Raw genomic sequence first — 22,521 nt, 5'->3', positions numbered from 1 at the left:
GCCTTTCAGATACCGAACGGTATCCGTACCTTATGTCCGTCAATCGACGGTCACGACCGAACAGTGATCGCACCGACATGCCGATGACGTGCATTTTGCTACGTTCCGTCTTCGCAAAATCACTCCCAATACCGTTCGGAATCCGTTTTGATGGACCGCGTGACCCGTTCCCAGGCATCCGTACCGCCGCTGCAGGCACCCATCCGGCCCCCCGGCGGTGACACCCTGCGCTGGGTGGAGCAGTGCCTCGGCCCGGGCGCCGAGGTCAAGATGGTCCGCCCGCTGGCCGGGGGCACCTGGCACGTCAACCACGCGCTGCTGGTGGAGAGCCGTTCCGGCAGCGTGCACCGGCTGGTACTGCGCCGCTGGGCCGACCGCGACCGGGCCGCCACCGAGCCGGAGTTCTCCCCCGAGCGCGAAATCGCCGCGCTGGCGCTGCTGGCCGGCTGCCCGATCCCCACCCCGGAACTGGTGGCCGCCGACCCGGCCGGGGCCTACTGCGACGCCCCGGCGCTGCTGATCACCCGGCTGATCGGCCACCCGCCCGGCCCGGGGGCCGACGAGCTGTCCGAGTACCTGATCCAGCTGGCCGCCGCGCTGCTGGCGGTGCACTCGCTGAGCGGCGCCGCCACGATGCCGCCGTACGTCCCCTACAACCGGCTGAACGTGCGGCTGCCGCCCAAGCACGCGGTCCGCGCCGGGCTGTGGGAGCAGGCGTTCGAGCTGGCCGCCCGGCCCGCCCCCGAGGCCGCGCCGCGCTTCATCCACCGCGACTACCAGCCGGGCAACACACTGTGGTCCTACGGCCGGCTGACCGGGGTGGTCGACTGGTCCGCCGCCTCCTACGGGCCGATCGCGGTCGACATCGCGCAGATGCGCTGGAGCCTGGCGCTGCGCTACGGCCCGGCGGTCGCCGACCGGTTCCTGGACGCCTTCGACCGGGTCTCCGGCGGCTACGTCCACGACCCCTACTGGGACCTGCGCAGCGTCGTCGACCTGCTGCCCGAGCAGGACGGCCGGATCCTCGACCGGTCCCTCGTCGCGCCGCTGGAGGACTACCTGACCGGCCCCCTGGCCCGCCTGGGCGCCGCCACCGGCCGAGTCCGGGAGCCCTAGAGGCGGATGGTGGTGATGGGCAGGGCCGAGTCGGCGGGCAGGTCCAGCTCGGAGGGGACGGTCCCGGAGGCGACCAGCTCGGCGCCCAGGGCGGCCACCATCGCGCCGTTGTCGGTGCACAGCTTGGGCCGCGGCACCCGCAGCCGCACCCCGGCGGCCTCGCAGCGCTGCGCGGCCAGCGCCCGCAGCCGGGAGTTGGCCGCCACTCCCCCGCCCACCAGCAGGTCCTTCACCCCGTGCGCGCGGCAGGCGGCCAGCGCCTTGGCGGTCAGCACGTCCACCACCGCCTCCTGGAACGAGGCGGCCACGTCGGCGACCGGGACCGGCTCGCCGGCCCGCTCGCGCGCCTCGACCCAGCGCGCCACCGCGGTCTTCAGCCCGGAGAAGGAGAAGTCGTAGGTGCCGTCGTCGTACTTGCCGCGCGGGAAGGCGATGGCGTCGGCGGTGCCCTCGCGGGCCATCCGGTCGATCACTGGGCCGCCGGGGAAGCCCAGCCCCAGCACCCGGGCGATCTTGTCGAACGCCTCGCCCGCGGCGTCGTCCACGGTGGCGCCCAGCGGCCGCACGTCGGTGGCCACGTCCGGGACCAGCAGCAGGGACGAGTGCCCGCCGGAGACCAGCATGGCCACGCACGGCTTGGGCAGCGGGCCGTGTTCGAGCTGGTCGACGGCCACGTGCGCGGCCAGGTGGTTGACCCCGTACAGCGGCTTGCCCAGCGCCAGCGCGTAGGCCTTGGCGGCGGCCACCCCGACCAGCAGCGCCCCGGCCAGCCCGGGACCGGCGGTCACCGCGATTGCGTCGACGTCGGCGAAGGCGACCCCCGCCTCGGCCAGCGCCCGCTCCACGGTGGGCGCCATGGCCTCCAGATGGGCCCGGGAGGCCACCTCGGGCACCACGCCGCCGAACCGGGCGTGCTCGTCCACGCTGGAGGCGATGGCGTCGGCCAGCAGCGTGGTGCCGCGGACGACGCCGACCCCCGTCTCGTCACAGGACGTCTCGATGCCCAATACCAGGGGCTCGGAGTCGCGGATCACCGTACGTTCCCCCTCACAAAGCCGGCCGGCCCGGACTCGCGCGCCTGGCAGCGCATCACGATGGCGTCCATACCGGACGGCTGGTAGTAGCACTTGCGCACGCCGATGCGCTCGAAGCCGAACCGCTCGTACAGGGCGCGGGCCCGGTCGTTGTCGGCGCGCACCTCCAGGAAGACCTCCGCGCAGCCGCGTCGGGCGGCCTCGGCCAGCAGTTCGGTCAGCAGCGCGGCGCCCACCCCCCGGCCCTGCCGGTCGGCGCGCACCGCGATCGTCTGGACGTCGCCCTGCCCGCCCGCGGCGGCCAACCCGGCATAGCCGACGATCGTGCCGGACGGCTCCTCGGCGACCACGTAGTGCCGGGCGTGCGGCTGGCCGGCCAGCTCGTCGCGGAGCATCTGCTCGCTCCAGGCGTCCTCGGGGAACGTCTCGTTCTCCAGCGCCATGACGGCGGGCACGTCCGCGGCCGTCATCGCCCGCAGCGCGGCGGTCATCCCTGGCTCACCTTCTTGCGGGGACCGGGGGCCCGGGCGTCCGGCCGGCGCAGGTAGAGCGGCTCAGGGGGCAGCAACGGCAACCCGTCCGCCCCGGACAGCCGGGTGACGGCCAGCTCGGCGAGCGCGGCGGCCGACGGCAGCAGCGGGAGGGGGTCGGCGGCGGCACCCAGTTGCGCAGGGTAGAGCGCGGCGCCCTCGCCAATGACGGGCAGCTCGCCCGGGCCGACGCCCAGCTCGGCGAGCACCTCGGCGGGCGGGCTCACCGCCGGGCCGGTGGTCCGCACCCGCGCCGACTCGTACCGCGCCCAGTAGACCTCCTTGCGGCGGGCGTCGGTCGCCACCACGAACGGCTCGTCGCGGGCGGACGCCCAGGCGATCGCGTCCAGCGAGCAGATGCCGTGCACCGGGATCTTGAGCGCCTCACCCAGCGCCCGCGCCGTCATCAGGCCCACCCGCAGCCCGGTGTAGGGGCCGGGGCCGACGCCCACGGCCACGGCGCTCAGGTCGGCGGGGACCGCGCCCGCCTCCGCCAGCACGCCGGCGATCGCGGGGGTCAGCACCTCCGCGTGGCGGCGGGCGTCGACCGCGTCGGCGGCGGCGCGCGGCCGCACTCCCGCGCCCGGGATCCACTCGTAGAGCGCGACGGTGACCGCTGCGGTCGCGGTGTCGAAAGCCAGGACCAGCACGGGTCCAGAGGTTACCCGCAGTGGAGACGCCGTGGCCCCCGGAGCACGCGGGAAACGAGCGAGCCCGCGGGCGTCAGCCGCCCTCGCCTAGGGCGGTGATGGCCTCCTTGGCGACGTCGGTGGCCCCGTCGATGGCCGGGTCGGCGCCCAGCTCCTTGCCGTCGTCGGTGCCCGAGTAGTGCACGGTGACCAGGACGTTGCCCAGCCGGGCGTTGACGATCGCCTCGCCGGAGTCCTGGGCGGAGTCGACCGCGTAGATCACGTACGCCTCGTCGCCCACGTCCTGCACGTCGCGCTTCTCGGTGAGCTTGTGGCCGGCCAGCAGCGACTTGCCGGACTCGTCGGCCTCCCGCTCGGTCTGGAAGGTCTGCCCCGCCGTGTCGGCCCCGGTGCGGCCGCCCGTTCCGGCGATGGCCCGCAGTTCGACGGTCAGCACGCGCTTGTGCTTGCCGGTGTAGGCGCCCCACACGCACTGGTTCTGCCGGTCGCTGGCCTGGTAGGTGTCGGACTGGGTGCGGTCGGCGTCGGGCGCCAGTTCGGCGGCGAGGTCGTCGCTGACCGTCTGGCAGGCGTCGGGGACGATGGTGCGCTCGCCGGAGCCGGGGGCGTCCTCACCGGTGGTGGCGCCGCTGTTGGCGATGCCGCCGGTGTCCTTATCGCCCTCGTTCATGCCCAGCACGAGGAAGACCGCGAGGATGCACGCGGCCACCCCCGCGGCGGCGCCCAGCAGCACGGCGGCCAGCCGGCGGCGCGGCGGCCGGCTGTGCACGATCCGGTGGCTTCCGCTGCTGCCGCGCGGGTACCGGCCGCCGGTGGACCGGCCGGCGTCGTAACGGCCGCTGCGGTACTCGCCGCTACGGCGTCGGCCGCCCTCGTACTGACCGCTGTCGTACCGGCCGCCGCGACGCTGACCACTGTCGTACTGGCCGGCGTCGTACTGGCCACTGCGACGCTGGCCACCGTCGTACTGGCCGGCGTCGTACTGACCGCTGCGATGCCGGCCGCTGTCGTACTGGCCGCTCCCACCGTGTGGATATCGGCCTCCGTCGGCCGGGTGATCCCGGTAGGAGCCGCTGCGCCCGGGCGGCTCCTCGCCCCCGCGCCCATGCCCGTATCCGCCGCCGTCCCCACGGTAACCTCCGCCGTCGGCGCGGTGGCTCCCGCTTCGATGGTTCCCACTCACCGGTCTCACCCCTGGCTCCGATATGTGTCACGAAGGTGAGGTTCGTTCCGGCAAAGAGTAAGGCATATCACCGTAAAGCGGCTCAACGGTGCCCCCAGAAAAAACTCCGGGCTTCCGCGATCAGCCCAGCGCCTCGGCCAGACCGGCCCACCGGGGGCCGATACCGGCGACCTTCACGGTGCGTTCCTCAGTGTCCGTATCACCGCGAATGATCACCACTTCGAGGCGTTCTTCGGAAAGATTCTCCGCCAGCCCTTCGCCCCATTCCACCACCGTCACCGAGTCCGGCAGCGAGGCGTCCAGGTCCAGGTCGTCCAGCTCGGCGAAACCGCCCAGCCGGTAGGCGTCCACATGGACCAGCGCGGGCCCGCCGCCGAGCGAGGGGTGCACCCGCGCGATGACGAACGTCGGCGAAGTGATCGGCCCGCGGACCTTCAGGCCCTCGCCGAGCCCCTGGGTGAGCGTGGTCTTGCCCGCCCCCAGATCGCCCGACAACACCAGCAGGTCGCCGGGCCGCAGCAGCCCCGCCAGCCGAATCCCCAGGCCACGCATGTCGTCCGCGGTGGCCACCGGCAACGTCACCGGGCCGCTCATGCCCGCCTCCGATCTGCTCGGGTCGACCGTTCCGCGACGGCGGGACGGACCCGCTCCACCAGCCGGCGCAGCCCGCCGGTGACCATGCCCGGATGCTCCAGTGGCAGCACGTGCCCGGCCTCCTCCACCTCGATCAGCTCACAGTCGGGCAGCGCCCCGGCCAGCCGGCGGCCGTGCGCCAGCGGGGTCAGCAGGTCGCGGTCACCGACCATCACCAGCGTGGGCACCCGACCGATCACGGCCAGCGCCGCGGCCTTGTCGTGCGACATCAGCGCGGGATAGAACTCGGCGATCACGTCGATCGGGGTCGCCCGGATCATCTGTTCCAGCAAGTCCACCACCGCCGGGCTGACGTACTTGTCGGCGAACGCCATCCGGCGGGTCACCATGAACGCCACGTCGGCGCCGAGCGCCCGGCCGCGCTCCACCAGGCGGGGACGGCTGCCCAGTCCCCGGAGCACCCCCGGGGTCAGCGGCTGCACCAGCCTGGCCAGCGCCATCGGCAGGCCCAGCGTGACTTCGGCCAGCAGCCCCTCGGAGGTGTTGATCAGCGCCACCCCGACGACCCGCGCGCCGAACAGCTCGGGATACCCGTCGGCCAGCGCCATGACCGACATGCCGCCCATGGAGTGCCCGACCAGCACCACCGGGTCGTCCGGCCCGGTCGTGGCGCGCAGCACCGCGTGCAGGTCCGCACCGGTCTGGTCGATGGTGGCGTGCGCGGGGCGGCTGCGCCCAGACCGGCCGTGGCTGCGCTGGTCCCAGAACACCAACCGCATCGGCGGGCTCCCGGGCGGCATGCCCCTGGTCAGGTCGCGCCGCTGGTAGTGCCACATGTCCTGGTTGAGGGTGTAGCCGTGGCAGAACACCACGGTCAGCGGGACGCCCTCACCGGGCTGTTCGTCGATCTCCACGTGCAGGGGCAGGCCGTCGTCGGCCAGGACGGTCAGCGGCCGGCCGCGCAGCCGGCCGAACGGCTCCTCCGCCTCCGGGTCGGGGTGGAACCGCCGGCGGCCGACGACGAACCGGCGGGTGCCGACCGCCGCGCCGACCCCGGCCGCGCCGAGCCCGGCCACCGCCCCGGCGATGCCGAGCCGCCGCCTGTTCCTGCTAGCCATCCACGGTCCTTTCCACCGCCGTGCCCGTGTGGACCCTGGGTACCCGGGTCCCGATCCGGGTGACGATCTCGTAGGAGATCGTGCCGAGCGCGTCCGCCCACTCCTGAGCGGTGGGCTCGCCACGGTCGCCGGGCCCGAACAACAGCACCTCGTCTCCAGCGGGCACGGCGTCGTCGACCAGGTCGACCACGAACTGGTCCATGCACACGCGGCCGGCGATCCGGCGGCGCCGCCCACCCACCAGCACCTCCAGCAGACCGGACCCGTGCCGGGGCACCCCGTCCCCGTAGCCGGCGGGGACCAGCCCCAGTGTGGTCTCCCGCTCGGTGACATAGGTGTGGCCGTACGACACACCGCTGCGGGCGGGCACCCGCTTCACCGCGGCCAGTTCGGCCACCAGCGTCATCGCCGGCCGCAGCCCGAACGTCCCCGCCTGCGGTATCGGCGTCAGCCCGTACATCGCGATGCCCGGCCGGACCAGGTCGTAACGCGCCTCGGGCAGCGTCAGGGTGGCCGCCGAGTTGGACAGGTGCCGCACCCGCGGGCGAGCCCCGGCCTTCTCGGCGTACTCGACGGCCTCCCGGAACGCCGTGAGCTGCCTGGAGACCGAGGGGTGACCGGGCTCGTCGGCGCAGGCGAAGTGCGACATCAGCCCGACGACCTCCAGATGGCCGGACGCCTGCGCGGCCAGCGCCGCCTCCACCGTGGCCGGCCAGTCCGCCATGGTCGCGCCGCCACGCGACAGGCCGGTGTCGACCTTCAGATGGACGCGGGCGGCCCGGCCGGAGCGTTCCGCCGCCTCCGTCACCCGCCGGGCGAGCCAGGCCGAGCCCACGGTGAGGTCCACCCCGGCCGCCACGGCGTCCTCGTACGGCTCCCCGCGCGTGGCCACGGCCACCAGCACCGGGGCGGAGATCCCGGCGGCGCGCAGCCGCAGCGCCTCGGCCACCCGGGCGACGCCGAGCCAGGCGGCCCCGCCGTCCAGCGCGGCACGGGCCGTCTCGACCAGGCCGTGCCCGTACGCCTCGGCCTTGACCATGGCCATGACCTCGGTGCCGCCCGCCCGCTCGCGCAGCAGCGCGACGTTGGCGCGGACGGCGTCGAGGTCCACGCGTGCCTCTACTGGCTCCTTCATGACACCCAAGTGTGCCGTCCCCTTGCCGTCGGTGACGGGCGCTCATGCCCCCAGGGTCAGACGCGCGTCGACGGCGCGAGGATCGTCCGGCCCGACCACGGGGCTCCGGGGTTCCCCGGAAGAGCAGGTCAAGCCAGGGTACGAAAAGCGTCAGGGAGTGCGGTAACGACGTCCTGCGCGCTGATCGGCGCCTCACGTCCCGGAGCGGGGCCGGACGGGCCGTCCGTGGGGGGCGCGGCGGCCAGTCGGCCGGCCAGCCCGTGCAGGTAGGCGCCCGCCGTGGCCGCCTCGATCGCCGGCATGCCGCCCGCCAGCAGCGCCCCGATCAGGCCGGACAGCACGTCGCCGGTGCCGGCGGTGGCCAGCCGCGGGGTGCCGGTGGGGTTGACCCGCACCGGCCGGTCCTGCTCGGCGATCAGCGTGGTGGAGCCCTTGAGCAGCACCGTGGCCGATAGTTCGGCCGCCGCGCGCTGTACGCACTCCAGCCGCCGCGCCTCGATCGTCTGCCGGGGCGTCCGGTTCCCCAGCAGCCTGGTCAGTTCCCCGGCGTGCGGGGTGAGGACGGTGGGGGCCTCGCGGCGCAGCAGGTCGCGGCGGCGGGCCAGCACGGTCAGGCCGTCGGCGTCCACGAGCGCCGGCAGGTCGGTGCTCAGTACCGCCTCGACCAGGGCCTCGGCGTCCTCGTCGGTGCCCAGCCCGGGGCCGACCACCCACGCCTGGACTTGGCCGACCTGCTCCAGTGCCGCGGAGGTGCGGTCGATGACCGTGGTGACGGCTTCGGGCCAGTGGTGGCGGACGAGTTCCACCGGATGGGGTGTGGAGGCGAACCGGACCATGCCCGCGCCACCGTGCACCGCCCCGCCCACGCACAGCACGGCGGCGCCGGTGTAGCGCTCGCTGCCGGCCAGGACGCCCACGACACCGCGCCGGTACTTGTCGGACTCGGATCCGGGCTGGGGGACGCGCAGGTCGACCGGCCAGGCCGCGACCACGTCGGGGTCGGGCAGGTGAGCACCCAGCCCGATGTCGACCAGTTCGACGACCCCGCAGTGGGCGGCGCCGGGGTCGATGAGCAGGCCGGGCTTGTAGGTCCCGAACGTCACCGTCACGTCGGCGCGGACGGCGGCGCCCTCCACGCGGCCGGACCCGGCGTCCACTCCGCTGGGCACGTCGCAGGCCACCACGATCGCGTCGATGTCCTCGGTGCGGCGGGCCAGGCCCGCGTAGGGCTCGCGCAGCGCGCCGGTCCCGCCGATGCCGGTCAGCCCGTCGATCACCAGGTCGGCGTCCTCGATCGCCGCCCCGACCGGCCCGGTGTCTGCCGCCTTCAGCACGCGGCCGCCGGCGGTCCGCAGCGCGGCCAGCCCCTCCCGGTGGAACCTGTCGCTCGCCAGGACGGCCACGACGCTGGCGCCGCGCCGGGCCAGCCCGGCCCCCGCGTACAGGGCGTCGCCGCCGTTGTCACCGCCGCCGACCAGCAGCACCACCCGCGCGCCGTACACCCCGGGCAGCAGCCGGGCGCAGGTGGCGGCCAGCCCGGCCGCCGCCCGCCGCATCAGCGCGCCCTCCGGCAGTCGGGCCATCAGGGCCTGCTCGGCCGCCCGTACCTTCCCGACCTCGTGCGCGTATCTCATGGCTCCCCATCGCGTCGCTGCGGTCCGTGCACCGCCTCGGCTATCACAACGGCGGTGGCGATACCCCCGTCGTGGCTGAGCGAGATGTGCCAGCGGCCCACGCCGCGCTGCTCGGCGGCGGCGGCGATGGTGCCCTGGACGTGGAGGGTGGGCCTGCCGTCGGGGGCCCGCCGGATCTCCGCGTCCGTCCACAGCAGCCCCCGGGGCGCGCCGAGCGCCTTGGCCAGCGCCTCCTTGGCGGCGAACCGGGCGGCCAGCGAGCGCACCGCCATGGGCCGTTCGGTCTCGGTGAACAGCCGGGTCCGCAGGCCGGGAGTGCGCCGCAGCGACTGCTCGAACCGGGCGATGTCGACGACGTCGATGCCCACACCCACGATCACCCCCCAAGACTGCCACGCCGGGCCCGGCCGGTGCGGCCCGGCCGGCGGAGTCCGTGCACGGCGCACCGGAATGCCCGCAACGCACAGATATCGGCCGAATAGTCGCACCGCCCCCCTTTTCGCTCCGGCCAATCGCACGGCGGCCCGGCTTCGTCAACGCCATTCCAATCAACGGTCATGACAGGGCAGGGGCGTGGTGTAGGGTAATGCTGCAATATGCACCGCCTGATGCAGGCCTGATGCAAGCAGGACCGGCGCACAACCCCGCGGGGATCGCGGAACAACAGGATTGTCCCACCGGACGGAGGCAGCGATGGCGACGTCGCGTACCCCCACCGTCCGTCAGCGCCGGTTGGGCGCGGAGCTGCGGCGCCTGCGCGAGGAGCGGAGCCTGACCGGCGACGGGGTCGCCGAGCTCCTCGGCTGGTCGCCGTCCAAGGTCAGCCGGATCGAGAACGCGCGGATCGGCGCCCGGGTCTCCGACATCCGGCTGCTGCTGGAGCTGTACGAGGTCGACGGGTCCCATCTGCGCGAGGTACTGGCCCTGGCCGAGGAGGCCGGACAGCGGGGCTGGTGGGCGCAGTACTCCGACCTGCCGGCCGAGTACGCGGCGTTCATCGCCCTGGAGGACGAGGCCGACGCGGCACTGCAGTGCGAGAGCCAGGTGATACCCGGCCTGCTGCAGACCGAGCGGTACGCCCGCCATGTGATCCGGGGCTGGAACACCATCGCGACCATCACGCCGCAGGCCATAGAGCGCCGCGTCGAGGTGCGGATGCGACGGCAGGAACTGCTCACCCGGCCGAACCCGCTGCGGCTGTCGGTGGTGCTGGACGAGGCGGTGCTGCTGCGGCGGGTCGGCGACCACGCCACGATGCACGAGCAACTGAACCGTCTCCTGGAATTGGCCGCGTTGCCCAGTCTGCGCCTTCGCGTCCTCCCGCTCGACGGCCCGCACCAGCCGATCGTGGGCGAGTCGTTCATCCTTTTGGAATTCTCCCCGGCCTACGATGTGACCTTCCCGGACGTGGTACATACCGAAAGTCTCACCGCCACGCAGTCCCAGCACGAGTCGGTCACTCACAGTTATCGGCTGGCCTGGGAGAGCCTGGCCGGACAGACCCTCGGGAACGAGGAATCGCTGGAGCGAATCTCTCGTATCGCCCGGGAGCGGTGGCGGAGCTGACCGCCTCACCGCAGCGCATCAGGTAACGACCCAAAAAGGATGGACACGCGTGGAAAGCGCATTCTCTTTTGATTTTCCGGCGGCGGTCTGGCGGAAGGGTTCCGCCTGCCACGCCAACAACACCTGCGTGGAGGTGGCCCGGCTGACCGTCGGCCACCTGGGCGCCCGCGACAGCAAGCAGGGTGACGGCGGCCCGGTGCTGCGGTTCACGCCCGGCCAGTGGCAGGCCTTCGCCGACCAGGTCAAGTCGGGCGCCTTCGACGTCGCCTGACGCGCCCGACCGCCCCTGCGCCCGGCACGATCCCGGGCCCTGATGCACCGGCGGGCCGAGCCCGCCGGACGACCGACCGGCCGCGGACACCGGCGGCCGAACCGGGCCGGTGACTCCACCATCCTCGCGAGTCACCGGCGACCGGACGACAATCCCGGCCATCCGGACCAAATAGCGCAACATGCAATGCACATTGCATTGATTAACCGGCGCCCCGTACGGTCCACAGCTCGCACCCGCCGTCCCGTTTGAGAACCGGTCCACGGGGATATTTCAACGGCTTGCGGCACACTCTCCGACGGGTACCCCTGATACCGTTCCACAATCACGAATCCGACATTACGGATGTCATCGTGATCTCCGGAACCCCCATGGAGCACCGCCGGCACCGGACCGGAAAGGCAGCACGATGTTCGCTCAGCCACCCACATGGCGGAAAAGCACCCACTGCGGCCCCAACGCCGGCTGCGTGGAGACGGCCAGGCTGGCCGCGTACGTGGGCGTACGCGACGGCAAGCAGCCCGGCGGCCCCGTGCTCAGGGTCTCCCCGGACGGCTGGCGGACCCTGCTGACCCGGATCAAAACGGACGTCCGCTAGCGGGCCGGCCCCATCGGGCAGGAGGGTGCGCGCCAGGCCGCCCAGCCGGCCGTCCACGCCCTCCCCGGGTGGGGACGCCACCCGGCGGGGTGCCCCGGCCAGGTAGCCTCCAGCGGCGTTCCGTCCGGGTGGTTCACCACCACGACGCACACGTCCGGGGCGGGTCGCTCGCTTCGGGTGTCGATGTCGCTCATGCGGGTCCACCACACGGGATACAACAGTCTCGTCCGCACCTCCCAGTGCAGCGACCGATCGAGGGCGACGCCGCCCACGTGCGGGCCGGGCAACGGGTGCCCGGCCTGCGGGCGAGGCGACCGCGGCCCCATGACGAACACCATCGCGGCCGCGTTGACGACGAGCAGCCCCATGGCCACGACCGCCCACGGCGCAGGGGCGCGGCTCAGCGCCACGAATGCGATGAGCAGGGCCAGAGCGGCCAGTGACGCCCTGCCGAGATGGAACGCCGTCCGGTCGAGCGTCAGGAACGAGATCTCGGGGAAGTCGAAGCCGATGAAGAGATGGGTGCGCAGCCGCTCCCCGGCGTACCAGGTCACCCACAGCCCCGTCACCGCCATCAGCGCCCCGGCCGCCAGCGCCAGGCGCAGCCTCGCGGCGGGCGGCAGCCGCAGCAGCGCCGCCGCCCCCACCAGCGTGTAGACGAGCGCAACGCACGACAGGTAGCGGCCATAGGCGAAGTTGCCCACCCGGTGCTCGTCGGGTAGCGCCGCCGCCGACGCGTACGCGATCCCCAACGTGGTCGCCAGCAGCGCGGCCGCCGTCAGCCGTGTCTCGACCCGGGTACCGCGCCGTACCAAGGCCGCCACCGACGCCGCCAGTCCGATCCCCGCCAGACCCCAGGTGCCGGCCACCAGGTACCACAACTGGCCGGCCGCTCCGGACAGCGCCCACGCCTGTCCTTCCAAGGTGGTCACCCGGCCACCGATATTGGCCGCCAGGTCACGGGCCCCACCCGGGTAGAGGGCCGATCGCAACAGGCCGTTGAGCACCGACGCCGCCGCGCATCCCGCCGCCACGGTCGCGAACCCGGCGGCCAGGGTCCGGCCCCGGCCTTCGGAACGGCGCAGCGCGACGAAGCCGAACGCGACGATGTGCACGGCCAGCATCACGGCCCCGCGGGAATGCACCGCGTACGCGTGGCAGGCGGCCAGGCTCGCCCCCACCGCCGAGTACGTGCCCCCGCGCCGCGCACAACGGTCGAGGGCCAGCAGCCAACTCAGCAGGATCGCCGGCAGCACCGCGTCGGCCAGCGCGAACGCGCCGAAGAACGTCACCGCGGGAAGCAGCGCCGCCGCCCAGGCCACCGGCATGGCGGTCCACACGCCGAGCCCCAGGCGGCGGAGCAGCGCGTACCCCAGCGGGAACATCGCCGCCCCGACCAGCGCGTTGATCACCTTGACCAGTGCGTAGACGGTCGCCGGGTCCTCACCGAACCAGTACGCCGGGGTCAGCAGCAGCGGGTACCCGCCCTGGTAGAAGGTGTGGCCGGACAGGTCACCCCCCGGCCCGCCCGTCAGCCACCGGGCGGCCGCCAGGTAACCGGACTCGTCCGGGTCGGCGGCCGGCGACATCCGCGCGCGAGCCGACCACAGCCGCGCGCACACCGCCGCGGCCCAGCCCGCGACCAGCGCCCACGACCGCCACGCCATCCCGCCGCGACGCCGCCACGCCATCCCGCCGCGACGCCACGACGGCGGGACGGCGGGCGGTGAGGGCCGGCGTTGCACGATCACGTCGCTCATGCGCCCCACCGTTCCGGCGCATCGTCATGATCGAGTCCGGGAAATGTCCGGATTCGGAGACATTCGGGGCCGTGATCCGGACGTGGCCGATAATGACGCGGTGGCGACCATTCTCCTCGTCGAGGACGACCCCTCGGCCCGTGCCGCTCTAGACCTGGCGCTGTCCCGGCTCGGGCACGGCGTCATCTCCCAGACCACCGGCGAGGAGGCGTTGCAGACGCTGCGGGCCCGGCGCCCGGAGATCGCCGTGCTCGACGTGATGCTGCCGGGCCTGGACGGGATCGAGCTGTGCCGGCGCATCCGCCGCGACGACGCGCTGCCGGTCATCCTGCTGACCGCGCGCGGCGACGACCTGGACGTGGTGCTCGGTCTGGAGGCGGGCGCGGACGACTACGTGGTCAAACCCGTGGAGCCCCGGGTGCTGGACGCCCGTATCCGCGCGGTGCTGCGCCGCGCCGAGAACACGCCGGCCGACCGCACCTCCCATGGCGATCTGGTGATCGACCGTGCCGCGCTGAAGGTCACCAAGGGCGGGCGCGACCTGCGCCTCACCCCGACCGAACTGCGGCTGCTGCTGGAACTGGCCCGCCGGCCGGGCCGGGCGCTGACCCGCCGGCACCTGCTGGCCGCCGTCTGGGAGCACGCCTATCCCGGCGACTCCCGGCTGGTGGACGCCTGCGTGCAGCGCATCCGGGCCAAGATCGAGGACGAGCCGTCCGAGCCGCGGCTCATCGAGACCGTCCGGGGCTTCGGCTACCGGTTCTGCGCGTCCTGACGGCCGTGAGGTCACCACGGGCGCTGCTCGGCAGGCTCTCCGGGCTGCGGGTCCGCATGGTCGCCGGTTTCTGCGCGGTCGCGCTGCTGTCATCGGTGCTGGCCTCCGGGCTGGCGTACGTGCTGGTCCGCCGCGCGATACTGCAGCGCACCCAGGACGCGGTGCTCGCCGAGGTCCGTGAGACGGTCGCCCGGACGGTGCCGCCGGAGCTGCCGCCCGACGCCGGCCATGCGGTGGCCGCGGACCTGGAACGGGCGCTGACCAAGCAGGACGGTCGTACCAGGGCCTATGCGGTCGCGCTACCGCTCGACCGCGAGGTGCCGCTGCCTCATGAGGTCGGCCCCCAGCTGCACGTGCCGGTCGGCCGCGAGTTCGCCCGCCGGGCCGCCCGGGGGATGGTGTTCCAGCGGGTGGTCCACGACGGACGTCCCTACCTGCTGGTCGGCACGCACGTGACCGGCTACCGGACCACCGTCGAGGAGCCGCAGCGCACCACGCCGCCGATCGTCTTCGTCTCGGTGTCGTTGCAGCGGGAGGAGGCCGACCTGCGATCCTTCACCCGGGCGGTGGCCATCGCGGACGTCATGGCGCTGGCGGCGGCGTTCGTCCTGGCGTTGCTGGCCACGCGGAGCGTGCTGCTCCCGGTGCGCCAGCTGGGCACCGCGGCCCGCGCGCTGGGCGACGGCAGGCTGGAGACCCGGCTGCGGGTGCGCGGCCGGGACGAGCTGGCCGACCTGGCCCGCACGTTCAACGGCACCGCCGAGGCGCTGGAGCGAACCGTGACGGAGCTGCGCGCGATGGAGGCGGCCTCGCGCCGGTTCGTCGCCGACGTGTCCCACGAGCTACGCACCCCGCTCACCGCGATGATCGCGGTCACCGACGTGCTGGCCGAGGAGGGCGGCGCCTCCCCCGCGGGCGGCACCGCCGCCCGGCTCGTCGTGGCGGAGGTCCGGCGGCTGGGAGTGCTGGTGGAAAACCTGATCGAGATCAGCCGGTTCGACTCGGGAGCGGCGGCCCTGGTGCCCGACGACCTGGTGGTGGCCGAGGCGGTGACGGCGACTCTGGCCGCGCGCGGCTGGTCCGGCCAGGTGCCGGTGCGGGGACCGGACGACCTGGTCGCCCGGCTGGACCCGCGCCGCTTCGACGTGATCATCGCCAACCTCGCCGGCAACGCCCTGCGACATGGCGCGCCGCCCGTCCGGCTGGACTTCCGGCCCGCCTCCCGGAGGGACCGCCCCGGGTTTGAGCTCACCATCACCGACCGCGGCCCGGGGATACCCGACGACATGCTGGCCCTGGTGTTCGACCGGTTCGTCAAGGCGGAGGCGGCCCGTACGCGCAGCGAGGGCAGCGGCCTCGGGCTGTCGATCGCCCGCGAGAACGCCCGCCTACACGGCGGGACGCTGGAGGCGGCCAACGCCGCCGAAGGAGGCGCGGTGTTCACCCTGTGGCTCCCCCTGGACCGGCGATGAGGCGCACGGCGGCGGCGCTGACCGCGGTGTCCTGCGCGCTCCTCACCGGCTGCGGCATCCGGCCCACCGGCATCATCAGCGCGGGCGACAAGCCGTTCATCGGCAGCCGCGACACCTCCGTCACCGTGTACCTGGTCTCCGCGCGGGAGCGCCTGGTCCCGGTGGTGCGGCCGGGGCTGCCCGGGCACCCCCACCACGCCGTCACCCAGCTCGGGGTGCGGCCCACCTCGCTCGAACGCCACCGCGGCCTGCGCAACGCCGTACCCGCCCGGGACCTCCTGGTGCGCGTCGCGGACGACCCGAGCATGCTCATGGTCGACGTGGACGGGAAGCTGCCGTGGCCGCGCATCGCCCGTGCCCAGGTCGTGTGCACCGCCCAGACGATCGCCGGCATCAGGCGGGTGATGCTGGTGGGCCTGCCGGACTCCGAGGGCGACAACTGGGTCAGCCACGCCTGCGACGAGTTCGCCGACCTGCTGGAATGAGCCCGCTCGGCCGCGCCGTGCTACTCGACCGTGACGGACTTGGCCAGGTTGCGGGGCTGGTCGACGTCGTGGCCCTTGGCGGTGGCCAGCTCGCAGGAGAACACCTGGAGCGGCACCGTCGCCACCAGCGGCTGCAGCAGGGTGGGCACCGCCGGCACCCGGATCACCATGTCGGAGTAGGGCTCGACCGAGTCGTCGCCATCCTCAGCGATCACGATGGTGCGGGCGCCGCGGGCGCGGATCTCCTGGATGTTGGAGACGATCTTGTCGTGCAGCACCGCGCGGGCGCGCGGCGGCACCACCACCACGACCGGCAGGCCGTCCTCGATCAGCGCGATCGGGCCGTGCTTGAGCTCGCCGGCGGCGAAGCCCTCGGCGTGCATGTAGGCCAGCTCCTTGAGCTTGAGCGCGCCCTCCAGCGCCACCGGGAAGCCCACGTGACGGCCCAGGAACAGCACGCAGTGCTCGTCGGCCAGCGAGCGGGCCAGCTCGCGGACCGGGTCCATGGTCTCCAGCACCTTCTCGACCTTCTCCGGCATGGTGGCCAGCAGCTGCACCATGGCGAAGACCTCGTCGCCCCACTTGGTGCCCCGTACCTGGGCCAGGTAGAGGGCGATCAGGTAGACCGCGACGAGCTGGGTGAGGAAGGTCTTGGTGGCGGCCACCCCGATCTCGGGGCCGGCGTGGGTGTAGAGCACCCCATCGCACTCGCGGGGCAGCGTGGAGCCGTTGACGTTGCACACGCCGAGCACCCGGGCGTGCTGCTCACGGGCGTGCCGCACCGCCATCAGGGTGTCCATCGACTCGCCGGACTGGGAGATCGCGACCACCAGCGTGGTGCGGGTCAGGATCGGGTCCCGGTAGCGGAACTCGCTGGCCAGCTCCACCTCGCAGGGCACCCCGGCCCAGTGCTCGATGGCGTACTTGGCGATCAGCCCGGCGTGGTACGAGGTGCCCGCGGCGATGATGATGATCTTGTCGATCTCGCGCAGTTGCTCGTCGGAGATGCGCATCTCGTCCAGTGAGAGCCGGCCGTCGGTGCCGATCCGGCCCAGCAGGGTGTCGGCCACCGCGCGGGGCTGCTCGGCGATCTCCTTGAGCATGAAGTAGTCGTAGCCGCCCTTCTCGGCGGCGGTGACGTCCCAGTCGACGTGGTACTCGCGCACCTCGGCGGGCTTGCCGTCGAAGTCGGTGACGGTCACGCCCTCGCGGCGCAGCTCCACCACCTGGTCCTGACCCAGCTCGATCGCGTCGCGGGTGTGCGCGATGAACGCGGCGACATCGCTGGCCAGGAAGTTCTCCCCGTCCCCGACGCCCACCACCAGCGGCGAGTTGCGGCGGGCGCCCACCACCACGTCCGGGTCGTCGGCGTACACCGCGACCAGGGTGAAGGCGCCCTCCAGCCGGCGGCAGACCCGGCGCATCGCCTCGGTCAGGGCACCGACCTCGCGCAGCTCCTCCTCCAGCAGGTGGGCGACCGCCTCGGTGTCGGTGTCGGAGCTCAGCGTGTGCCCGCGCTCGGCGAGCTCGGCGCGCAGCGAGGCGAAGTTCTCGATGATGCCGTTGTGGATGACCGCGATCCTGCCGGAGCAGTCCACGTGCGGGTGGGCGTTGCGGTCGTTGGGCGGCCCGTGGGTGGCCCACCGGGTGTGCCCCATGCCGGCCGTCCCCTCGGGGGCCGGCTCCTCCTCCAGGGCCTGGCGCAGGTTGACCAGCTTGCCCGCCCGCTTGGCCGTCGCCAGCCCGCCGTCGGCCAGGATCGCGACCCCGGCCGAGTCGTAGCCCCGGTACTCCAGCCGTGCCAGGCCCTCGATGACGACGTCCAGCGCGGGCTTGGAGCCCACGTAGCCCACGATTCCGCACATGGCGGCCACACTACCTATTGAACGGTCCATCTCTGTACTGGTGGGTTCGGGGATGACGGGCCGCTTACGGGGAACGCCCCGTCGGGTGACCGAGCGGGGGCAGGCCGCGAACGCGCACGGGGCAGGGCGTATCCCCGGGGCTCTATAGTCCCCCCCATGACACTGGGATGGGACACGGTGCCAAGTCCCTATGTGGAGCTTTCCCGAGATGAATGGCGCGCCCTGCGCGCCGACACCCCACTGCCGCTGACCCCGGGAGAGCTGGACGCGCTGCGCGGGCTGCGCGAGCCGCTGGACCTCACCGAGGTCGAGGAGATCTACCTGCCGCTGTCGCGGCTGCTCAACCTGTTCTTCCTGGCGGACGGGCGGCTGCGCGACACGGTCGGCGACTTCCTGGGCGGCGCGGTGCAGTCCACCCCGTTCGTCGTCGGGGTGGCCGGCAGCGTGGCGGTCGGCAAGTCCACCACCTCCCGGCTGCTGCGGACGCTGCTGGCCCGCTGGCCCGAGCATCCCTCGGTGGAACTCGTCACCACCGACAGCTTCCTGCACCCCAACGCGGTGCTGGCCGAGCGGGGGCTGATGGACCGCAAGGGCTTCCCGGAGTCTTACGACCGCCGCGCGTTGCTGCGGTTCGTGGCGGCGATGAAGGCCGGCGCCGAGGAGCTCTCCATCCCCGTCTACTCCCATCTGGAGTACGACATCGTGCCGGGCGCCCAGCAGACGGTGCGGCGGCCCGACATCCTGATCGTGGAGGGGTTGAACGTGCTACAGGCCCCGCCGGCCGGATCGCTGGCCGTCTCCGACTTCTTCGACTTCTCGGTCTACGTGGACGCGCGGGTGGAGCACATCCGCCAGTGGTACGTGGAGCGGCTGTTCGCGCTGCGGCGGACCGCCTTCGCCGATCCCCGCTCGTACTTCCACCGGTACGCCCAGGTGGACCAGGACGAGACCGCCGCGTTCGCGCACCGGGTGTGGCGCGAGATCAACGAGGTCAACCTGGTCTCCAACATCCTGCCCACCCGGGCCCGCGCCACCCTGGTCCTGCAGAAGGGGGCCGACCACGGCGTCCAGCGCATCCGCCTGCGGCGGATCTGACCCCGGACGCGGCGAGGATCCCCCGGGCCGGGGGCGGCCGTCACTCGGCGGCGGCCACCGACAGCGTGCGCAGCCGCATCACCGCCAGGACCGTGGCAAGCACGGTGACGCAGACCAGCAGCAGCACCGCCGCCGGGGTCCGCACGCTCGCCTCCACCGCGGAGGTCGAGGTGATCGCGTCGGCGACCGACAGGCCCCACTGCTGGATCGACACCGAACGCGCGCCCGGCGCGAAGTTGCCCAGCAGCGACTCCCACACCAGCGCGTACAGCAGCCCGATCGTCACCGCGTTGCGGCTGGCCACCGCCAGCGCCACGAACACCGCGCCGTAGGCCACCCCGGCCACCAGCGTCCCCGCCGTGAAGGCCACGGCCAGGTCCGCCGTCATCCCGGTCAGCACCAGCCCCGCCATCAGCGTCGGCATCACCGCGAAGACGACCACCAGCGCGATCGCCACCACCAGCTTGGTGACCACCACCACGTGCCGCCGGATCGGCTTGGTCAGGATGTACATGATCTGGCCGTCGTCGATCTCGGGGCCGATCACCCCGGTCCCGGCGATCAGCGCCAGCAGCGGCAGCACGGTGGCCAGTGCGAACCCCTGCAGCACACTGGCCGACACCTCCAGGTCGGCGTTGCCGGTGATCCGCAGCGCCGCCGCCAGCATGAGCAGCAGCAGCGGCAGCGCGAACAGCAGCAGCGCCCGCCGCCGGCCCAGCATCGCCCGCAGCGTGATCAGGGCGATCGTCGCGTTCATCGAAACCTCGCTCGGTACGTGCGGATCGGTCGGGGCGCGCTCATCGGGCCACCAGGTAGGCGAAGACACTCTCCAGCGACTCGTCCGACGGCGAGACCTCCCACAGCCGCACCCCGGCGTCCTTGGACAGCCGGGGCAGCAGCCGGGTGAACCGGCGGAAGTCGGTGGCCTCCACCCGGATGCCCTTGCCGGTCAGCTCCACCCCGCGCGCCGAGCCGTCCGCGATGATCGCCGCGGCCAGCGCCCGGTCGTCGGTGGAGCGGACCAGGAACTGGTGCGGCCGGTCGCTCATCAGCCGGCGGATCGCCCGGAAGTCCCCGGAGGCGGCGTGCCGGCCCGCCACCACCACCTCGATGTGGCCGGCCACCCGCTCCACCTCCTCCAGGATGTGCGAGCTGAACAAGATGGTGCGGCCCTCGGCGGCCATCTGCCGGATCAGGTCCATCAGGTGCAGCCGCTGGCGCGGGTCCATCCCGTTGAACGGCTCGTCCAGCAGCAGCACCGGCGGGTCGTGCACCAGCGCGGAGGCCATCTTGATCCGCTGCTTCATGCCCTTGGAGTACTTGCCGATCTCCCGGTTCTGGGCGTGCTCCATCTCCACCAGGGCCAGCGCCCGCGCGGTGGCCGCCCCCGGGTCGGGCAGCTTGAACAGCTTCGCCATGGCCAGCACGAACTGCCGGCCGGTCAGGAAGTCGTAGGCGGTCTCCCGCTCGGGCACCAGGCCCAGCCGCCGGTAGACCTCGGGGTTGCGCCAGATCGGCTCGCCGTCCAGGGTGACGGTGCCGGACGAGGGCGCCATGAACCCGCCCATCATGTGGATCAGCGTGGACTTGCCCGCCCCGTTGGGGCCCAGCAGCCCGGTCACCCCGGGGCCGATGGTCATCGAGACCCCGTTGACCGCCACCACGTTGCCGTACCAGCGGGACACGTTCTCCAGCCGCAGTGTGGTCACAGGTCGGCACCCTTCCGGAAGCGGCGGTACAGGACGGCGGTCGAGCCGAGGACCACGGCCAGGCACACCAGCAGCGCCACCGGTCCGCCCAGCGGCGCCGGGGGCACCGCCACCGCGGTCTTCTCCGCGCCGAGCAGCCGCACCTGCACCGCGTCCACCAGGTTGAACGGGGTGAACAGCCCCATCCAGCCGGAGAAGGCGAAGTTGGTCTCCGCCTCGGCGATGCCCTGGATGATGAGCACGAACGCGCTGCTGAGCATGAACACCGCGATCACCGCGGCCACCCCGAACCCGCGGCGCGGGGTGAACGCCGCCACCACCAGGCCCAGCGCCGCCAGCACCACCGCGAACAGGCCGACACCGACCAGGGCGCCCAGGTAGCGCAGCGCGTGGTCGACCGAGTCGGGCACCTTGTTGACCAGCCCGCCGACGTACAGCACGGTGACCGGGGTGGCCATCAGCAGGAACAGCGCGCTGGTCATCGCGGCCAGCTTGGCCAGCACGAAGTCCAGCTGCCCCACCGGCCGGGAGAAGTACAGCGGCACCACGTGGAACCGCAGTTCCCGGGAGGCCAGCACCGGCGCCTGGGTGGCCAGGAAGATCGCGATGACGACCTGCAGGTAGACCGGGTAGGCCGAGTAGCGCCACAGCGTGCTGGGCTCCTTGCTGACGGCCACCACCGCGACGTCGCCCGCCGCCGGCAGCAGCATGATCGCCACCAGCAGGAACGGCATCACCTTGGCGCGGGCCGGCCGGCCGAGCCCCCACGCGGCCCGCAGGTTGTGGACGTACAGCGAGCGCAGCACGTACGGACGGCTCAGCCGCCGCCCGTCGTAGTGCCGGTAGCCGATGTCGTGGATGGTCCCGGCGCTCATGCCCCGTGTCCCCTCTCGATGCCGCCCGGCCCCACGACCCCCGGCCCCACGACCCCCGGTGGCACGGGACCCGGTGGTACGGCCGCGTGCGGTGGCACGGTCGCCGTGCCCGGCCCGGGGGGCGGGGTGGCGAAGACCTCCTCGATGTGGTGGCGGCGGCGTTCCATGCGGATCAGGCTCAGGTCCAGCTCGACCACCGCGTCCCGGATCAGGTCGTAGGTGTGCTCCCCGGCGACGTCCACCAGCAGCAGCCGGCCGTCCGGGCGTACCGCCAGGCCCGCGGCGGCCAGCCGGTGGCCGAGCGCGTCACGGCCCTCCTCGACCTCTACGGTCAGCGTTCCGCTGTCGGTGGTGAACGCCTCCACCGCCTGCGAGCGCAGCAGCCGGCCCCCGTCGATGATCACCACATGGTCGCAGGTGCGCTCCAACTCCCCCAGCAGGTGCGAGGTGACCAGCACGCTGATGCCGAACTCGGTGCCGATCCGCCGGATCAGGTCGAGCATCTCGTCGCGGCCGGCCGGGTCCAGCCCGTTGGTCGGCTCGTCCAGGAACACCAGCCGCGGGTCGTGCACCAGCGCCTGCGCCAGCTTGACCCGCTGCCGCATACCGGTGGAGTAGCCGCCGATCGGCCGGTAGCGCTCCTCGTACAGGCCCACGTGCCGCAGCGTGTCGGCGGCGCGCTCGCGGGCGGAGGTCGGCGGCAGCCCGCTCATCCGGGCCATGTGGACCACGAACTCGGTGGCCGACACGTCCGGGGGCAGGCAGTCGTACTCGGGCATGTAGCCGACCCGTTCGCGGATCAGCGGGCCCTGCCGGGCCACGTCCAGGTCCAGGACGCTGGCCTGGCCGGCGGTCGCGGGCAACAGGCCCAGCAGGATCTTGATGAGCGTCGACTTACCGGCGCCGTTGGCGCCGACCAGACCCACGACGCCCGGCTCCACGGCCACGGTGAGGTCATGCAGAGCGGTCACTCCGGGGAACCTCATCGTCAGCCCCTGGGTGGCGATGATCGGCATGTCCCGAACCTAGTGGACCGGGGCGAGCGCCGTCTTCACT

Annotated in this window: 23 protein-coding genes; 8 read left to right on the top strand and 15 right to left on the bottom strand. The window is 73.1% G+C overall.

Annotated features, from left to right (window positions below):
* Positions 1 to 150: 150 nt before the first annotated feature.
* Positions 151 to 1,116: a phosphotransferase family protein gene (locus C4U03_RS12550; RefSeq protein WP_103937887.1), complete on the top strand. Its 966-nt coding sequence runs from the start codon at positions 151 to 153 to the stop codon at positions 1,114 to 1,116.
* Here C4U03_RS12550 and tsaD read toward each other — a convergent pair.
* From tsaD to C4U03_RS12505, 9 genes are all read right to left on the bottom strand, one after another.
* On the bottom strand, positions 1,113 to 2,150 hold the full coding sequence (gene tsaD / locus C4U03_RS12545; RefSeq protein ID WP_103937886.1) for a tRNA (adenosine(37)-N6)-threonylcarbamoyltransferase complex transferase subunit TsaD: 1,038 nt from the start codon (positions 2,148 to 2,150) through the stop codon (positions 1,113 to 1,115). The genes C4U03_RS12550 and tsaD overlap by 4 nt on opposite strands.
* A complete protein-coding gene (rimI, locus tag C4U03_RS12540; protein ID WP_103937885.1) occupies positions 2,147 to 2,641 on the bottom strand; it encodes a ribosomal protein S18-alanine N-acetyltransferase in 495 nt (164 codons plus the stop codon). Before rimI ends, tsaD begins: the two co-directional genes overlap by 4 nt.
* Complete coding sequence (gene tsaB, locus C4U03_RS12535; RefSeq protein ID WP_103937884.1) at positions 2,638 to 3,330, bottom strand: tRNA (adenosine(37)-N6)-threonylcarbamoyltransferase complex dimerization subunit type 1 TsaB; 693 nt, start codon at positions 3,328 to 3,330, stop codon at positions 2,638 to 2,640. Before tsaB ends, rimI begins: the two co-directional genes overlap by 4 nt.
* A gap of 73 nt (positions 3,331 to 3,403) precedes the next feature.
* On the bottom strand, positions 3,404 to 4,513 hold the full coding sequence (locus tag C4U03_RS40380; protein ID WP_103937883.1) for a hypothetical protein: 1,110 nt from the start codon (positions 4,511 to 4,513) through the stop codon (positions 3,404 to 3,406).
* A 120-nt stretch (positions 4,514 to 4,633) separates the two neighbouring features.
* Positions 4,634 to 5,107, bottom strand: coding sequence for a tRNA (adenosine(37)-N6)-threonylcarbamoyltransferase complex ATPase subunit type 1 TsaE (gene tsaE, locus C4U03_RS12525; RefSeq protein WP_103937882.1), 474 nt, complete (start codon positions 5,105 to 5,107; stop codon positions 4,634 to 4,636).
* Positions 5,104 to 6,225: an alpha/beta fold hydrolase gene (locus tag C4U03_RS12520; protein WP_103937881.1), complete on the bottom strand. Its 1,122-nt coding sequence runs from the start codon at positions 6,223 to 6,225 to the stop codon at positions 5,104 to 5,106. The genes tsaE and C4U03_RS12520 overlap by 4 nt, the downstream gene beginning before the upstream one ends.
* Positions 6,218 to 7,360: an alanine racemase gene (gene alr / locus C4U03_RS12515; RefSeq protein WP_103937880.1), complete on the bottom strand. Its 1,143-nt coding sequence runs from the start codon at positions 7,358 to 7,360 to the stop codon at positions 6,218 to 6,220. The genes C4U03_RS12520 and alr overlap by 8 nt, the downstream gene beginning before the upstream one ends.
* A gap of 128 nt (positions 7,361 to 7,488) precedes the next feature.
* Positions 7,489 to 8,994: an NAD(P)H-hydrate dehydratase gene (locus tag C4U03_RS12510; RefSeq protein ID WP_103937879.1), complete on the bottom strand. Its 1,506-nt coding sequence runs from the start codon at positions 8,992 to 8,994 to the stop codon at positions 7,489 to 7,491.
* Entirely contained in the window at positions 8,991 to 9,374 is a 384-nt protein-coding gene (locus C4U03_RS12505) for a holo-ACP synthase (protein WP_103937878.1), read from the bottom strand. The genes C4U03_RS12510 and C4U03_RS12505 overlap by 4 nt, the downstream gene beginning before the upstream one ends.
* A gap of 313 nt (positions 9,375 to 9,687) precedes the next feature.
* Here C4U03_RS12505 and C4U03_RS12500 point away from each other — a divergent pair, with 313 nt between their 5' ends.
* The 3 genes from C4U03_RS12500 (at position 9,688) to C4U03_RS12490 (ending at position 11,429) form a co-directional block, all read left to right on the top strand.
* Entirely contained in the window at positions 9,688 to 10,560 is an 873-nt protein-coding gene (locus C4U03_RS12500) for a helix-turn-helix domain-containing protein (RefSeq protein WP_103937877.1), read from the top strand.
* 49 nt (positions 10,561 to 10,609) lie between these two features.
* Positions 10,610 to 10,831 carry a DUF397 domain-containing protein gene (locus tag C4U03_RS12495; protein ID WP_103937876.1) on the top strand — a complete coding sequence of 74 codons (222 nt, stop codon included), beginning with the start codon at positions 10,610 to 10,612 and terminating at the stop codon, positions 10,829 to 10,831.
* 409 nt (positions 10,832 to 11,240) lie between these two features.
* Positions 11,241 to 11,429: a DUF397 domain-containing protein gene (locus C4U03_RS12490; protein WP_103937875.1), complete on the top strand. Its 189-nt coding sequence runs from the start codon at positions 11,241 to 11,243 to the stop codon at positions 11,427 to 11,429.
* On the opposite strand, the gene C4U03_RS12485 is transcribed toward C4U03_RS12490, so the two are convergent.
* Entirely contained in the window at positions 11,426 to 13,189 is a 1,764-nt protein-coding gene (locus C4U03_RS12485; RefSeq protein ID WP_146087353.1) for a hypothetical protein, read from the bottom strand. The genes C4U03_RS12490 and C4U03_RS12485 overlap by 4 nt on opposite strands.
* Before the next feature lie 100 nt (positions 13,190 to 13,289).
* On the opposite strand from C4U03_RS12485, the gene C4U03_RS12480 reads away from it, so the two are divergent.
* The 3 genes from C4U03_RS12480 to C4U03_RS12470 are packed head-to-tail and all read left to right on the top strand — an operon-like array spanning position 13,290 to position 15,921.
* A complete protein-coding gene (locus C4U03_RS12480) occupies positions 13,290 to 13,964 on the top strand; it encodes a response regulator (protein WP_200827203.1) in 675 nt (224 codons plus the stop codon).
* A 5-nt stretch (positions 13,965 to 13,969) separates the two neighbouring features.
* Complete coding sequence (locus C4U03_RS12475; RefSeq protein WP_235017796.1) at positions 13,970 to 15,436, top strand: sensor histidine kinase; 1,467 nt, start codon at positions 13,970 to 13,972, stop codon at positions 15,434 to 15,436.
* Positions 15,433 to 15,921, top strand: coding sequence for a hypothetical protein (locus tag C4U03_RS12470; RefSeq protein WP_103937872.1), 489 nt, complete (start codon positions 15,433 to 15,435; stop codon positions 15,919 to 15,921). Before C4U03_RS12475 ends, C4U03_RS12470 begins: the two co-directional genes overlap by 4 nt.
* A gap of 20 nt (positions 15,922 to 15,941) precedes the next feature.
* Here C4U03_RS12470 and glmS read toward each other — a convergent pair whose 3' ends face one another.
* The gene (gene glmS / locus C4U03_RS12465; RefSeq protein ID WP_103937871.1) at positions 15,942 to 17,786 is read right to left on the bottom strand and encodes a glutamine--fructose-6-phosphate transaminase (isomerizing); all 1,845 of its coding nucleotides are present in this window, start codon (positions 17,784 to 17,786) and stop codon (positions 15,942 to 15,944) included.
* A gap of 156 nt (positions 17,787 to 17,942) precedes the next feature.
* Between glmS and coaA the strand changes: the two genes are divergently transcribed.
* Positions 17,943 to 18,881, top strand: a complete 939-nt coding sequence (coaA, locus tag C4U03_RS12460) for a type I pantothenate kinase (RefSeq protein WP_103937870.1) — start codon at positions 17,943 to 17,945, stop codon at positions 18,879 to 18,881.
* Positions 18,882 to 18,921: 40 nt separating this feature from the next.
* Here coaA and C4U03_RS12455 read toward each other — a convergent pair whose 3' ends face one another.
* Genes C4U03_RS12455 through C4U03_RS12440 form a run of 4 tightly spaced genes read right to left on the bottom strand, consistent with a single transcriptional unit; the run spans position 18,922 to position 22,481 of the window.
* Positions 18,922 to 19,638 (bottom strand): ABC transporter permease, encoded by a 717-nt coding sequence (locus C4U03_RS12455; protein ID WP_103937869.1) that lies wholly within the window; start codon positions 19,636 to 19,638, stop codon positions 18,922 to 18,924.
* A 40-nt stretch (positions 19,639 to 19,678) separates the two neighbouring features.
* A complete protein-coding gene (locus C4U03_RS12450; protein ID WP_103937868.1) occupies positions 19,679 to 20,590 on the bottom strand; it encodes an ABC transporter ATP-binding protein in 912 nt (303 codons plus the stop codon).
* The gene (locus tag C4U03_RS12445; RefSeq protein WP_103937867.1) at positions 20,587 to 21,465 is read right to left on the bottom strand and encodes an ABC transporter permease; all 879 of its coding nucleotides are present in this window, start codon (positions 21,463 to 21,465) and stop codon (positions 20,587 to 20,589) included. The genes C4U03_RS12450 and C4U03_RS12445 overlap by 4 nt, the downstream gene beginning before the upstream one ends.
* Positions 21,462 to 22,481 carry an ABC transporter ATP-binding protein gene (locus C4U03_RS12440; protein ID WP_200827202.1) on the bottom strand — a complete coding sequence of 340 codons (1,020 nt, stop codon included), beginning with the start codon at positions 22,479 to 22,481 and terminating at the stop codon, positions 21,462 to 21,464. The genes C4U03_RS12445 and C4U03_RS12440 overlap by 4 nt, the downstream gene beginning before the upstream one ends.
* Between the last annotated feature and the right edge of the window lie 40 nt (positions 22,482 to 22,521).

The sequence above is a fragment of the Thermomonospora echinospora genome, assembly GCF_900108175.1.
Lineage (GTDB): Bacteria > Actinomycetota > Actinomycetes > Streptosporangiales > Streptosporangiaceae > Thermomonospora > Thermomonospora echinospora.
The sequence above is the reverse complement of the archived record's forward strand: the minus strand, read 5'-3'. Positions and strand labels throughout refer to the sequence as shown.